This window comes from Flavobacterium frigidum (genome assembly GCF_048286735.1).
In the GTDB taxonomy this organism is placed as follows: Bacteria; Bacteroidota; Bacteroidia; order Flavobacteriales; family Flavobacteriaceae; genus Flavobacterium.
Genome location: NZ_JBLVPU010000023.1, coordinates 39582 through 55207, shown reverse-complemented (window position 1 = coordinate 55207; position 15626 = coordinate 39582). Strand labels below are relative to the sequence as shown.

The 15626-nt window shown below is 35.1% G+C and carries 7 protein-coding genes and 3 pseudogenes; 7 read left to right on the top strand and 3 right to left on the bottom strand.

All coding sequences use genetic code 11. The features are described from left to right. Positions 1-1102: 1102 nt before the first annotated feature. Positions 1103-3004, bottom strand: coding sequence for a molecular chaperone HtpG (gene htpG / locus ACNQGO_RS13160; RefSeq protein ID WP_417947653.1), 1902 nt, complete (start codon positions 3002-3004; stop codon positions 1103-1105). 178 nt (positions 3005-3182) lie between these two features. Between htpG and ACNQGO_RS13155 the strand changes: the two genes are divergently transcribed. The 3 genes from ACNQGO_RS13155 (at position 3183) to ACNQGO_RS13145 (ending at position 5423) form a co-directional block, all read left to right on the top strand. Continuing rightward, positions 3183-3659 carry a hypothetical protein gene (locus ACNQGO_RS13155; RefSeq protein ID WP_417970554.1) on the top strand — a complete coding sequence of 159 codons (477 nt, stop codon included), beginning with the start codon at positions 3183-3185 and terminating at the stop codon, positions 3657-3659. 17 nt (positions 3660-3676) lie between these two features. Continuing rightward, the gene (locus ACNQGO_RS13150; protein ID WP_417970556.1) at positions 3677-4372 is read left to right on the top strand and encodes a YiaD family glycine zipper/OmpA-like lipoprotein; all 696 of its coding nucleotides are present in this window, start codon (positions 3677-3679) and stop codon (positions 4370-4372) included. Between the two features lie 103 nt (positions 4373-4475). After that, positions 4476-5423 carry an ABC transporter ATP-binding protein gene (locus ACNQGO_RS13145; protein ID WP_417985541.1) on the top strand — a complete coding sequence of 316 codons (948 nt, stop codon included), beginning with the start codon at positions 4476-4478 and terminating at the stop codon, positions 5421-5423. A 228-nt stretch (positions 5424-5651) separates the two neighbouring features. Here the strand turns inward: ACNQGO_RS13145 and ACNQGO_RS13140 are convergent, their stop codons facing one another. Further along, the gene (locus ACNQGO_RS13140; RefSeq protein WP_417985540.1) at positions 5652-8063 is read right to left on the bottom strand and encodes an alpha/beta hydrolase family protein; all 2412 of its coding nucleotides are present in this window, start codon (positions 8061-8063) and stop codon (positions 5652-5654) included. A gap of 289 nt (positions 8064-8352) precedes the next feature. Between ACNQGO_RS13140 and ACNQGO_RS13135 the strand changes: the two genes are divergently transcribed. Beyond that, positions 8353-9360, top strand: a complete 1008-nt coding sequence (locus ACNQGO_RS13135) for a 3-oxoacyl-ACP synthase III family protein (protein ID WP_417945722.1) — start codon at positions 8353-8355, stop codon at positions 9358-9360. Between the two features lie 110 nt (positions 9361-9470). Here the strand turns inward: ACNQGO_RS13135 and ACNQGO_RS13130 are convergent. Further along, positions 9471-11783 (bottom strand): annotated as a pseudogene (locus ACNQGO_RS13130) (TonB-dependent receptor). Positions 11784-12173: 390 nt separating this feature from the next. Between ACNQGO_RS13130 and argS (ACNQGO_RS13125) the strand changes: the two are divergent. From argS (ACNQGO_RS13125) to ffh, 3 genes and pseudogenes are all read left to right on the top strand, one after another. Then, positions 12174-12839, top strand: a pseudogene (gene argS, locus ACNQGO_RS13125) (arginine--tRNA ligase domain-containing protein); the annotation flags it as partial. A gap of 123 nt (positions 12840-12962) precedes the next feature. Next, positions 12963-14114, top strand: a pseudogene (gene argS, locus ACNQGO_RS13120) (arginine--tRNA ligase); the annotation flags it as partial. Between the two features lie 137 nt (positions 14115-14251). Continuing rightward, positions 14252-15613, top strand: coding sequence for a signal recognition particle protein (gene ffh / locus ACNQGO_RS13115; RefSeq protein WP_417985539.1), 1362 nt, complete (start codon positions 14252-14254; stop codon positions 15611-15613). Positions 15614-15626: the final 13 nt, after the last annotated feature.

Genomic DNA, 15626 nt, shown 5'->3' with positions numbered 1-15626 from the left:
GAGTTGGTTTCTGTTAGTTCCGTTGATGAATTTCATTCTTAAATATACATAAAACCAACGAGTTATGCAAATTATTTGAACGGTTTTTTGTACAAATTATCTAACAGGGGAAAAGGAGGTTATTAGACAGTTTGACGTTCCCGCGCTACAAGCAGTTTGGGACTAAATTAAGCCTATTCTTCGGATTTGCCAAATCATCCAAATACAAAACCATATTTAAATTAAGCCAAATACCCAAATTGCTTGTAGCGTGTGTTAGGCTGGGTTGTGACACGCACGCTGAACACGAATGAATTGACATTCCAATTGTCGATTCCAATTGCGAAAGTTTTTCCGCCATCTGATTTCCGCTTCAATTAGTTTCTACTTTTTTTAAATTCAAAGTTTAGAAATCGACAATTAAACCTCAAAAAAAATCGACAAAAAAATTCCGCTTTCGGTTTTCCGTAAAGCGATTTACGTTTGTTAGTCCGCAACAATTAAATATCGATTTTCGGTTCCGATTTCGGTCAGCTCAGTTTCTGTTTCATTATGTTTTTCCGTACTAAAACACTAGATTAAAGTCGGTTGCGTCTCGTTAGCGGAACAATCGAGCCTAACTTGTATATACGTCTGACAAAATCAGACCTATCACCCCAATATTGGGTGGCTTTGTCTGACAAGAGTCAGTTTTATTTATTTTCAAATGTAGTATATTTATTTTATAAATCATCAAACGGACTTTTTATTTGTTGCGGATTTTTCGTACTTACGTGGGTGTAAATTTCGGTAGTTTTATTGCTATTATGACCCAATAATTCTTTTTATGTAGCTCAAATTAGTTCTGCTTTTTAAGTATGTGCTTTATATTGATGTCCAAACAGCGTTATAGTTTTGTTTTGAGTAGTTTTGATACTGTTATCTCGAAAAAATTATCCGTCTCAAATAGCCCCGATAGCAGTGAAAATCCTTTGCGGTGGCGACAGCCAAAAGCAAAGATTATAGCGTATAGCGGGAATAAACGCCTGCTGAAAATGGCTGATCTGCTCCAAAAAAAAACCTGCAAGTCCCGATACTTCGGGGTCGCTTGCAGGTTTAGTCTAAAAATCTAAAAATATAATATTTATTTTATCAACTCGAAACTTCTTTTTACAAATGCTGTTAAGGCTTCACCTTTCAATAGGTTTTGAGAAAGTTTAGCCAAGTCAAGCGCTTGTTTTACCAAACTTTCCTGAGCATCTTTGTCTTTGTTGTTCAGGATGCTTGTTGCCAATTCAGAGTTGGTGTTTACCACTAAATTGTACATTTCTGGCATATTGCCCATTCCAAACATTCCGCCACCGCCGCTTTGGCTCATTTCTTTCATACGGCGCATGAATTCTGGTTGCGTTATAATGAATGGCGCTGAGTTGCTGTCTAACGCTTCCAATTGCACACTGTAGGTTTGTTTTGGAACTATGGTTTCTAGAACCGTTTTCAATTTGGTTTGTTCTTCCTCGGATAATTTAGAAATCGTAGTTTCCTCTTTTTTGATCAAATTATCGATATGATCTGAATCGACACGTACAAAAGTCAGGTTGCTGTTATCACCTTCAATTTTTTGAATCAAGTGCGAAATAATAGGAGAGTCTAGCAATAATACTTCATAGCCTTTTTCTTTTGCTATTTCGATATACGAGTGCTGCGCTTCTTTATTTCCTGCGTAAAGCACGACTAATTTTCCGTCTTTGTCGGTTTGGTTCGCAGCAAGATTTTCTTTTAATTCTTCTAAAGTAAAATATTTATCGTCAACTGTTGGGTATAAAACAAACGCACCTGCTTTTTCGTAGAATTTATCTTCAGATAGCATTCCGTACTCTAAAACGATTTTGATATCGTTCCATTTTTGCTCAAAATCTTCACGACTTTCAGTGAATAATGATTTTAATTTGTCTGCAACTTTACGGGTGATGTAGTTCGATATTTTTTTAACGGCAGCATCGGCTTGCAAGCCTGAACGCGATACGTTTAATGGAATATCTGGAGAATCGACCACACCTTTCAACATCATCAAGAATTCCGGAACAATTCCTTCTACGTTATCCGTTACATACACTTGGTTTTGGTACAACTGAATTTTATCTTTCTGAATTTGTAAATCAGATCCTAATTTTGGGAAATATAAAATACCAGTTAAGTTAAACGGGTAATCTACGTTTAAGTGTATGTGAAACAACGGCTCCTCAAATTGCATAGGGTACAACTCGTGGTAGAATGTTTTGTAATCTTCTGGAGTTAAATCCGTTGGTTGCTTGGTCCAAGCTGGATTTGGGTTGTTGATGATGTTATCAACTTCTACTTCTGTAAAGGTTTTTTCTACATCTTCAGCAGCAACTTCTTCGCCCTTTTTTTGTTCAATTTTTTCAGTTTTGGTTCCAAATTTAATTGGAATAGGCATGAACTTATTGTACTTATTTAGTAATCCTTTGATTTTTGAATCTTCTAAAAACTCCAGTGAATCTTCGGCGATGTGCAAAATGATTTCAGTACCACGAGTGGTTTTGTCGGCTGGTTCTAATGTGAATTCTGGGCTTCCGTCGCAAGTCCAGTGTGCAGCTGGTTCGTCTTTGAATGATTTAGTGATGATTTCTACTTTTTCAGCTACCATAAAAGCAGAATAGAAACCAAGACCAAAATGCCCGATAATTCCAGAATCTTTAGCAGAATCTTTGTATTTGTCTAAAAATTCCTCAGCTCCAGAAAAAGCCACTTGGTTGATATATTTTTCAACCTCATCTGCTGTCATACCGAGACCTTGGTCAATGATGTGAATTTTTTTACCTTCTTTATCGACTTTGATTTCGATAATTGGGTTTCCGTACTCTACTTTGGCTTCGCCAATGCTGGTAAGGTGTTTTAATTTTAGAGTGGCATCAGTACCATTCGAAATCAATTCTCTCAAGAAAATTTCGTGATCACTGTATAAAAATTTCTTGATTAAGGGAAAGATGTTTTCTACCGAAACATTAATTTTACCTGTTGTCATATTTTGTGTTTTAAGTTTATTTTAATGCTATTGAGTCTTCAAATAGAATACCAATTGTAATGGAAGTGACAAATTGTCGTAAGTGTAAATTATGATACAATTTGATAAAATTCTGAAACAATTAGATTGGGTTCCTTTGTACATTTGTGTAAGTATTAATTCATTAAAATTTAAGAAAATGAGAAAAATAATTTTACTTTGCACGTTAGCAGTGCTGGTTTTTGCTTGTAAGTCAAAAACAGTAACTGGTACAAATACAGATAATAAAGTTCAAGTAGCAATGAAAGGGAACTGGACGATTAGTTCAGTAACTTATCCGGGATCACAATACATTAAAGTAAACTCTTTTGACCTTGCAGATTCTCAATGTTTTGTAGGTAGTAACTGGAAATTAGTTTCAAATAACAATAAAGGGACAATGTCTTTAGCAAGCGCAGATTGCACCTCATTTAGTTCACCAATTACTTGGTTTGTAAATAAGCAAGGTCAGTTTGTTTTAAAAGTACTTAATGCTGGAGAAAAAGCAAGAAAAGTTAGAGACGGATATGTCTTAAATGTAGCTAATCAAACAGAGACTTCTTTTCAATTACTTGACAAAGGGATAGTGGAAGGAAAAACAATTGATGTAGTATACCAATTTCAAAAAGCAAACTAATTAAATAATATTTAGATATGAAAAAGATTTCAATAGTTGCAATGGCAACAATAATGGTTATAGGATCAATATTCACAAGTTGTGAAGCAGTAAAAAATACAAATAAAACGCAAAGAGGAGCAGGAATAGGTGCTGTTGCAGGAGCGGTATTAGGAGGAGTTCTTGGGAACAATCTTGGTAAAGGCGGTAATGGTGCAGTAGGAGCTGTTTTAGGTGGTGTTATTGGTGGTGTTGCCGGTGGAGTTATTGGTAACAAAATGGACAAGCAAGCTAGAGAAATTGATGCCGTACTTCCAGGAGCTGAGGTGGTGCGTGTAGGAGAAGGAATTAAATTAGTATTAAATGAAAATGCAGTGCGTTTTAATACCAATAAATCGTCTTTGACTTCTACTGCAAAAGCAAATTTAGATAAATTAGTTCCTGTTTTTAAGGAATATCCAGATACAGATATCACTATTTATGGGTACACAGATAGTACAGGTCCAGCAGATTATAACTTGAAACTTTCAGGAGAAAGAGCGGCTTCAGTAAAAAACTATTTGAACAGTAAAGGAGTTGCTTCTAGCAGATTTCAAGTAACTGGTTTAGGAATTGCTGACCCAATTGCTTCTAATGAAACAGTTGAAGGTAGAACAATGAACCGTCGTGTGGAATTTGCAATTACTGCAAACGAAAAAATGAAAAAAGATGCTGAAGCTGAAGTGAAAAACTAAGCAAAAAGTACTTTAAAAACAAGGGCTGTTTCGTTAAGAAGCAGCCTTTTTTTGTGCCTAAATTTGAATAAACATTGTAAATTTGCAGCTTTAAATACAGATGATGCTAGAGATTAAAGACATAACGTTTGCTTACACTGATAAGCCTGTTATTGAAAATATAAATTGTACAATAGAGAGCGGTCAAAACATTGCACTAATAGGGGAGAGCGGCTGCGGAAAAAGCACCTTGCTCAAGCTTATTTATGGATTATATGATTTAAATAGTGGTGCCTTAACGTACAATGAAAAACCCATTTTAGGACCAAAATACAACCTAATCCCTGGGGTAGATTACATCAAGTACTTAGCTCAAGATTTTGATTTAATGCCGTACACAACTGTAGAGGAAAATGTGGGGAAGTTTTTATCGAATTCATTTTTACCCATCAAGAAACTTAGAATTCAAAAGTTGTTAGAAATGGTTGAAATGACGGAGTATGCTAAGGTAAAAGCAAAAGATCTGAGCGGTGGACAACAGCAAAGAGTAGCTTTGGCTAAAGTTCTTGCGTTGGAGCCAGAAATTTTGTTGTTGGATGAGCCCTTTAGTCACATTGATAATTTTAGAAAAAATGCGTTACGACGCAATTTGTTTGCCTACTTGAAGAAAAAAGGAATTACTTGTATTATCGCCACCCATGACAGTACCGATGCCTTGTCTTTTTCGGATGAAACCATTGTGATTCAAAACGGAAAAATTGTTGCCAAAGGCGATTCAAAAACGATCTACGAAAATCCTTCTAATAAATATGTTGCCTCTCTTTTTGGAGAGGTCAATGAGCTGAAATTATCGCAATTAATAGATTTAGAAGACGATGAAGATGAAGTGCTTTTGTTGCGTCCGCATCAATTGCGAGTGGTAGATAACGCCATTATGAAAGCAGTAGTAAAGCAATGCTATTTTAAAGGAAGTCATTATTTAGTCAAAGCCGCTTTTGAAAGAAGAGCTATTTTCTTTGACCATGACACGGAATTAGAACTCAACCAAGAGGTGTTTTTGATGTTATCCTGAAAATAAGTGTTCAGTTAATAGTATTTAGTGTTCAGTCATTACTTGTTCAAAATAGCTATAAAAGCAAAACCCCAAAATCAGTCCGATTTTGGGGTTTTGCTTTAACTTCTAAATCACTTGATAATTAATTAGCAATAACTAAAAACTAATCACTATGGACGATGGAATACTCACTTGTCACGAGAGACTACTCACTACTTACTAATTAACTACTCACTAACTAAAGCTTTAATTCTTCAAATATTTTTCTAAGAACTGATCTTGTTCCCAAAGCAAGTGTAAAATATTTTCTTTGGTTACATAACCGTGCGCTTCTTTTGGTAGAATTACCATACGTGCAGGAGCACCTAAACCTTTTAGTGCTTGAAAATAACGTTCTGTTTGCAAGGTAAAAGTTCCGGGATTATTATCAGCTTCACCGTGCACTAAAAGCATTGGCGTTTTCATTTTGTCCGCATTCATAAATGGCGACATGGTATTGTACACTTCAGGAGTTTCCCAGTAATTACGTTGTTCGCTTTGAAAACCAAAAGGAGTCAACGTTCTATTGTAGGCACCACTTCGAGCGATTCCGCATGCAAAAAGGTTAGAATGTGTCAATAAATTAGCCGTCATAAACGCACCATACGAGTGACCACCAACGGCTACTTTTTTTCTGTTGATGTAACCCAGAGCATCTACTGCATTTATCGCTGCTTCGGCATTATCAACTAATTGCGTTATAAAATTATCGTTTGGTTCTGTTGTTCCTTCGCCGATAATAGGAAAAGCAGCGTCATCCAGTACAACATAGCCCTTGGTTACCCAATACACAAACGAACCATAATTCGGAAACGTGAATTCATTTGGGTTTTGCGTACTCTGCCCTGCAGAATTCTTGTCTTTGTATTCTGCTGGGTACGCCCAAATCAACAAAGGCATTTTTTCTTTTTTGGCCTTATCATATCCAACTGGTAAATATAAGGTTCCAGATAACTCTACACCATCTTTACGTTTGTATTTAATCACTTCTTTGCTCACGTTTTTGATGCTTTCAAACGGATTTTTGAATGTGGTTATCGGGGTTAATTTGTTTTTTTGGAAAATGTTTCTCAAGTAATAATTCGGATATTCGTTCTTAGATTGAATTTGTACCAAAACAGTTCCTTTCTTGAAGTCCTCAATTTCTATTACATCTTCTTTTTTATCGGTGTATGTCGAAGTATACAAACGTTTTGCTTGTGCTGTTTTTAAATTGAATTCGCTTATAAACGGAAATTGTCCATTTTTTGTAAATCCTTGTCCAATTAAATAGGCATTGTTATTTTCGATCGCTAAAACATAGCGGTTGTATTGGTTTCTTCTAGTTTCAAAATTTCCAGGATCGGAATACACATCTTGGGAGTTTCTGTCGAAAATTACTTTTGGAGTTTGACTCGGATTTGATGGGTTTACCAAATACGTTTTTGTATTTCTAGTGTCATACCATTCATCTGATACGATAGCAGTATTGTCATTTCCCCAAATGATCCCTGAATAGCGTTGTGGTGTTTTTACCAATGTAGTTGCTGCGGCATCAAACGGTGCGTTCCAAAGAAAAACTTCGTCTCTAAAATCTACTTTAGTTGCAGGATCTCCGCCATCTAAAGCTTCGGCATAAACTAAAGTCGCTGGTTTATCTGATCTCCAGCTCATGTTTCTTTTGCCTTTTCGAACTGCCATAAAACCTTTTGGGATAATTTCAGTTAGCGGTACTTCATTGACTACTTTGATTTCTTGTCCGTTTTTATCACAAATCACCGATTTTGAAGGGAATCGACTCAAAGGAACGATATAGGAGAATGGTTTTTTAATGGTGGTCAACATAATGTAATTACCATCAGGCGAGAAGCTTTCCCCCGCATACATATCTGCTTTTTTGAATAAAGTTGCAGTGCCATCTAGCGTTACTTTATATAATTCAGAAGTCATGATATTCTCAAAGTTAACCTCGTCGTTCTTGTTTTTCAACATGTCAGGGTAGGTTCTGTTTTGAGATTTGGCACCATCAGCATTCGAAATAATCGGTCCAGTTGGTAAATCTTTTTTTGCATCCAATAAAGTCGCTCTGTTTTTAGGAAGCATTTTCACTAAAATAGTGGCGTTGTCGTTCAACCAACTAAACGGATTTCCGATATTGGCATTGACCATAGCCTCGGTCAATTTTTTGGCTTTCGCCGAAGCCACTTCAATCACCCAAAGTTCAACACCAGTTGCAGTCGTGTGCGAAAAGGATATTTTAGTATCATCTGGCGACCAAGCAATGTTACTGATGCGAGGGTTTTCTGGCAATCCAGCAACTTGCATCTCGTTGCTATCTTTTATTTTGCGGAGCTTTAAGTTGTTCACGTAGGTTACAGCGCTAGAAATATTGGTGATTGGGTTGATACGCAATCCGCCCAAACGCAATTCATCTTGATTCAAATCGTCGAGTGACTTATAAGTATTTCTGTAGGTCAACAACATATATTCTTTTTTGGTATCCATCGATACCGAAGGCGCTCTTTCATAATCTGCCAGTTCTAGTATAGATGCAGAAGGTTTTTGGTAGGAAAGGTTTTCTTGCGCAAAACTGGTTAGACTCAGTCCAAGAAGGAAAAACAATGAGATCTTCAATTTCATAATTTGAATGATTTTAAATTAGCATTAAGGGTTGGTATAAGGGTACTAAAATAAAGCAACTTAGTTACATTTGAAAACATTTACTTTTTTTTTAACTTTTGATCTGTTTTCCGCTGGTTGGGACAGAATTATTTTTATAACACAGTAGTTTATTCTTTTGTTTCGAACTGATATAAAGTATTGCAAAATGGTAAAAAATTGTAAATTGCTAAAAAAGTGGTAATTTAGTGCCTCTTATTTTAGAGTATGTTTTAAATTTGCAATCTGATTTTAATAAAATAACAATAGTATGTACCATTCAAAAATAGCGGGATTGGGTTATTATGTTCCCGAAAACGTAGTGACAAATGAGGATTTGTCAAAAATTATAGATACCAATGATGAATGGATTCAAGAGCGTACCGGGATTCAAGAACGACGCCACATTATAAAAGGAGAAGATACCACTACCTCAATGGGAGTGAAAGCTGCTGAAATCGCTATTGAGCGTGCTGGAATTGCAAAAGACGATATCGATTTTGTTGTTTTTGCTACCCTTAGCCCTGATTATTATTTTCCAGGTCCAGGAGTTTTAGTACAACGCGATTTAGGATTAAAAACAGTTGGTGCGTTAGATGTAAGAAATCAATGTTCTGGATTTATATACGCAATCTCAGTGGCTGATCAATATATTAAAACGGGTATGTATAAAAACATATTGGTTATTGGATCTGAAGTACACTCCACAGGATTAGACATGACTACCCGCGGACGTGGTGTTTCAGTGATTTTTGGTGATGGTGCAGGAGCGGCTATTTTGAGTAGAGAAGAAGATCTGACCAAAGGGATTTTATCGACACATTTACATTCTGAAGGGCAACATGCCGAGGAATTAATTGTAAAAGCTCCAGGAATGGGAGGCCGTTGGATTACAGATATTTTGGCAGACAATGATCCAGATGATGAAAGTTATTTTCCCTACATGAACGGACAGTTCGTATTCAAAAACGCAGTCGTTCGTTTTAGTGAAGTAATCAATGAAGGTTTGCAAGCTAATAATTTACAGGTATCTGATATTGATATGTTGATTCCGCATCAAGCGAACTTACGTATTTCACAGTTTATCCAAAAGAAATTCAATTTGACAGACGATCAAGTGTACAATAACATTCAAAAATACGGAAATACTACCGCAGCTTCTATTCCAATTGCATTGACTGAAGCATGGGAGCAAGGAAAAATAAAATCAGGAGATACGGTTGTTTTGGCTGCATTTGGTAGTGGTTTTACCTGGGGAAGTGCCATTATAAAATGGTAAAAAGTACTCTAGATTAAAAAAATATTTTCAAATCGAAAAACCCCGAAGTTGGCAAACTCCGGGGTTTTCTTTTGGTAATTAACTACTATAACAAATTCAATAATTTATTTTTAAAACAATCCTCCGCTACCTTTATTGGTGTCGTTATCTCTTTGTTTGCGTTGCAGACTTTTGCTTTTCCCCGCTCCAAACATATAATTAAAACCTAAGTAAACAGATTGGCTTTCCCATGTAAATTGTCCTCGAAGCGGATACGGATTTGCACCATCAAAACCAGCTTTCATGGTGTTAAATACATCGTTGAAACGAATACTAACTGTAGCTTTATCATTTAAAAATGAATAACGTCCTCACGCATCTATTTTATACATTTCTTTTCCGTTAAATTGTATTCCGTCCACACCAGATCTGTAAAAACCAAACAATAAGAAACGTAGGTTTTTAGTTGCTTTAAAATTACTATTTATACGGGCGTTGAAGGCTTCTGCATTTACTTCTTTACGCACTAAATCAAAAGAATTGGTGTTGGTATTTTGTACAGAAATTAATCCCTTTTGTTTGATACTAGAAAAATCTATCGCAGGTTGAATGTCCCACCATTTTGTAATTTTGTAATTGGAAGATATTTCAAAACCAAATGAAGTATTAGTATCAAAATTGTCAAAACTTAGAATTTGGTTTTCTGTATTTTGAGGATCAGGATAAATGATTCTGTTGATTTCATTGTTTATTGATCGTACAAAAACGCCTGTGGTAATAGTTCCTTTTTTGATGGTTTTAGTATAATTTAATTCTAATGAATTCGTAAATTGAGGCTCTAATTCGGGATTTCCAACAGAAGTTACCCTTGGAGTACTAAACTCACGAATCGGTTTAGTTTGTTCTAATCCTGGTCGATCTACACGACGACTATAACTCATTTGAAATTGATTTTTTTCGTTTGGAGAAAAAGTCATAGAGGCAGATGGATAAACAGTTATATAATCATCGTTGAATGCCTTTGCGCCATTCAGTATTGCGCGTACATTGTAGCTTTCAAAACGACCGCCAAGCTGATATCCTATTTTTGTGAATTTTTGTCCAAAAGTAATATAAGCAGAATGAATGTCTAAGTCATACGTATAAAGAGAGTTGGACAAAGAGCTATTACTGGTATCGTAGTTGTTGTCCGTACGAATGATTCTGCTTTCAGCACCAAGCTCTAATTTTGATTTTTCACTCAGTGGATTTATATAATCTAAATTAATGGTTGAGTTTTGTCTTTTGTCAATAAGTTGATCGGTATAGTTACTATTTGTGAAGTTGGGATCATTAAAAAGGGTCTGAAAGTAACCTTTTTGTTTTTCTGAATATATACTGTGATTGATTTCTAAATCTAATGTTTCGCCTTCTTTTTTAGTCAAATGTTTGAAAGCTAAATTGTACGTTCCGTCATTGTTATCGGATATATAATTAGATTTTTGAACGATATTATCATTAGCATCGGGATTCATAATGTTCACATCTACATGGTTATCACCGTTCACTTTGTTTTGATTGGTATAAACAGAGAGCGTATTTTTATCATTGATATAATAATCTATTCCAAATTTTAACAAGTGTGATTTGTCGTTATTTCGGATGTCAAATAGTTGTTTAGAATCGTCATCTAATCTTGTAATAAGGCCTTCATTGAACTTTTTTCCAAAATTATTACCATAGGTAGAAAAAAAGTTGACTTTCCCAGTACGGTAGTTCATATTGGTTGAATTACTAATTTTAGGAGTTCTTGCAAATGTTAAACCAGTATTGATGCTTGCATTAAACCCATCGGTAGCGTTTTTATGTAAGACAATATTAATAATTCCTGACATTCCTTCTGGATTGTATTTGGCACTAGGATTGGTAATCAATTCGATTTTTTTGATAGAAGCTGATGGAATTTGCTTTAACAACTGAGAAGCCTCAATGTTGCTGGGACGGCCATCAATTAGAACTCGCACGTTTTCATTACCGCGCAATGATAATTTTCCGTCTTGATCTACGTTTACAGATGGGATATTGTTCATGATTTCTGAGGCAGTTGCGCCAGCAGAAATAAGATCTTTTCCAACATTGATCACTTTACGATCAATTTTTTGTTCGATGGAAGATTTTTCGCTTACAATTTCAACTCCTTTAAGTTGAATGGCATCTTCTTCGAGTGCAATAGTATTCAAGTTGAGGTTGCTGTTTTCGGTTAGTTTAGCGTTCTGTGAAATTGTTTTGTATCCAATAAATTGAATTTCAATAGTATAATCTTTTACGGCTAAATTTTTTATTTGAAAAGTACCTTTGTCAGATGTGATGCCACCAGTTACTACTTTGCTGTTTTCCTTTATTACAATATTGACATACGGTAAGGGTTCATTTGTTTTTTTGTCGATTATTTTTCCAGATATCATTCCAGAATTCTCCAGGATTACCGGTTTGACCGAAGTTTGTGCCTGCATCGAAAACAACGTTCCGATAAAGCAGATTAAAATTAATTTTAATTTCATGATTGATTTGATTTAAATGATTGATGGTGCAAATATATTGTTTTATATGATACTATGCTAAACATAATACCTTTTTTAATACTGTTTAACATATTTTAACAAATACCCAGTGATGAATTGGTACGTAATAGACTGTTGAGGCAGGAAATTGTTACAGCAATTATTAAATAATTCGTAAAAACCGCTCTTGATGTGGTATAATTACTTCATTTACAGGTGTAAATTATCTCAATTTCCAATTTTCCAAATTCCTGCAATATGACTATCTTTGCAATCTTAAAATAAAAACACAAAATGACATTACAACAAATGCTGAAACCCGCAATTGAAAAAGCAATACACGTTTTATTTGACGTCACTATTGATAAAATAGAGTTTCAAACTACGCGTAAAGAATTTGAAGGCGATATCACAATGGTTATTTTTCCGTTGTTGAAAGTTGTAAAAAGCAACCCAGTAGAATTAGGAACTAAAATAGGGAACTATCTAGTTGAAAACGTTGCGACGGTAAGTCGTTTTAATGTAGTTTCTGGCTTTTTGAATATTGTTATTTCTGATGTGTATTATTTGGATTACTTTAAAACGATAAAAGACGATGCTGCTTTTGGTTTTGTTACACCTTCGGTGAATGACAAAGCAGTTATGGTTGAGTATTCTTCTCCTAATACTAATAAACCGTTGCATCTTGGGCACGTTCGTAATAATCTTTTAGGATATTCTGTGGCTGAAATTATCAAAGCTTCGGGGAAAAAAGTATATAAAACGCAAATCATTAACGATAGAGGAATTCATATTTGCAAATCGATGTTGGCTTGGCAAAAATTCGGAAACGGACAAACGCCAGAATCTTCAGGTTTAAAAGGAGATAAATTAGTTGGTAATTATTACGTGAAATTTGAACAAGAATTTCAGAAAGAATTTGATCTTTGGTTAGACATCGATCCTACTCCAGAAGAAGTTTATAATGATTTTGAAAAATTAGTTACTTCAAAAGAATATAAAGATTTCTATCTGGAAGAAATTCAAAAATATATTGAAAAGGGAATCGATCCAAATAGTGAAGTAGTAAAAAATGATATTTTAAGAAAAGCTAAAAAAATATTATTTAAGAATCTATATTTCAATAAGTATAGTTTGATTGGTAAAGAAGTTCAGGAAATGTTATTTAAATGGGAATCTGGTGATGAATCGGTACTATCGCTTTGGAAAACCATGAATCAATGGGTTTATGATGGTTTTGCAACCACGTATAAAAATTTAGGTGTCGATTTTGATGCTTTTTATTATGAAAGTAATACCTATTTGTTAGGAAAAGATGTGGTGCAAATAGGTTTGGATAAAGGCGTTTTCGAGAAAGATCCGGACGGTTCGGTATGGATTGATTTGACTGATGAAGGTTTGGATCGTAAAATTGTATTGCGCTCCGATGGTACTGCGGTGTATATGACGCAGGATATTGGAACGGCCATACAACGTGTAAAGGATTATCCGGATGTGGGCGGAATGGTGTATACGGTAGGGAATGAACAGGATTACCATTTTAAAGTGTTGTTTTTAATCTTGAAAAAATTAGGTTTTGATTGGTCTAAAAACTTATTTCACTTATCCTACGGTATGGTAGATTTGCCATCGGGTAAAATGAAAAGTCGTGAGGGAACCGTTGTTGATGCCGATGATTTGATGCAAGAAATGACGGATACTGCACAAAAAATTTCCGAAGATTTAGGAAAATTAGACTCTTATTCTCCAGAGGAAAAATCAAAATTATACAGTACAATTGGTCTAGGAGCTTTAAAATATTACATTCTGAAAGTAGATCCTAAAAAACGAATCCTATTTAATCCTGAAGAGTCAGTTGATTTTGCAGGAAATACTGGGCCGTTTATACAATATACGTACGCCAGAATTCAATCTATTATCCGTAAAGCGAATTTTGATTATTTAAATACAGCAGATGTAAAAGTGCTTCATGAAAAGGAAAAAGAATTGGTCAAGCAATTGGAATTATTTCCTGAGGTAATTCAGAATGCAGCGCAACATTACAGTCCGGCTTTATTGGCTAATTTCACCTATGAATTAGTTCGAGAATACAATTCTTTCTACCAAGCAGTCCCAATTTTAGGCGAAGAGGATTTAGAGAAAAAGATTTTCAGAGTTCAATTGTCTAAAAAAGTGGCAGATACGATTGCGGCATCATTTAATTTACTAGGTATTGATGTACCAGAAAGAATGTAAAAGAAATATAAAACGACTTCAAAATGAGGTCGTTTTTTTGTTAAAATAAAACCGAAAATGCACTTTCAATATTCGAATTATCTAATTGCCTAATTTCTTAATTAGTTTATCTTTGCATCTCAAAATAAATCAATACTATGTTCGATAATTTAAGCGATAAACTAGATAAAGCCTTTCATATTCTTAAAGGTCACGGAAAAATTACTGAGGTAAATGTTGCAGAAACCTTGAAGGAAGTACGTCGCGCTTTGCTTGACGCCGATGTTAATTTTAAAATTGCCAAAGATTTTACCACTAAAGTAAGAGAAAAAGCTATTGGTCAGGATGTATTAACTACGCTTCAACCAGGACAATTATTGGTGAAGTTAGTAAAAGATGAATTGACAGAATTGATGGGTGGTGATGTAGCCGGAATTAATCTTTCTGGTAATCCATCGGTTATCTTAATGTCTGGTTTGCAAGGTTCAGGAAAAACGACTTTTTCTGGAAAATTGGCTAATTATCTTTTGACAAAAAAGAACAAAAAACCATTATTAGTAGCATGTGATATTTACCGTCCTGCTGCTATTCAGCAATTATATGTAGTAGGAGATTCTATAGGTGTTGAGGTTTATTCAGAACCAGAAAATAAGAATCCTGTTGAAATTGCTCAAAACGCAATCAAATATGCCAAGGCCAATGGATTTAATGTTGTCATCGTGGATACTGCAGGTCGTTTGGCCGTAGATGAGGAGATGATGAACGAGATTGAACGCGTTCATAAAGCGATTCAGCCAAATGAAACCTTATTTGTTGTAGATGCAATGACAGGTCAAGATGCGGTTAATACAGCAAAAGCTTTTAATGACAGGTTGAATTTTGATGGGGTAATCTTAACAAAATTAGATGGTGATACTCGTGGTGGAGCGGCACTTTCGATAAAAACGATTGTAAACAAACCAATCAAGTTTGTTGGTACTGGCGAAAAAATGGATGCAATTGATGTGTTCTATCCTATTCGTATGGCCGAAAGAATCCTAGGAATGGGAGATGTTGTGTCTTTGGTAGAAAGAGCACAAGAACAATTTGATGAAGAAGAAGCTAGAAAAATTCAAAAGAAAATTGCTAAAAATGAATTTGGCTTTGATGATTTTCTTTCTCAAATTCAGCAAGTAAAGAAAATGGGTAACATGAAAGACTTGGTAGGAATGATACCTGGTGCTTCAAAGGCAATGAAAGATGTCGAGATTGAAGACGATGCCTTCAAACACATTGAAGCTATTATCCATTCCATGACGCCAATAGAAAGAAGTAAGCCCGCTTTGATTGATGTCAAAAGAAAGGCAAGAATTGCAAAAGGTTCTGGAACCAAAATTGAGCAAGTAAATCAGTTGATGAAACAGTTTGATCAGATGAGCAAGATGATGAAAATGATGCAGGGTCCAGGAGGAAAAAACCTCATGAAAATGATGGGCGGAATGAAAGGCGGAATGCCAAACGGAATGCCAGGAATGAAATAAATAAGAGTCAAAA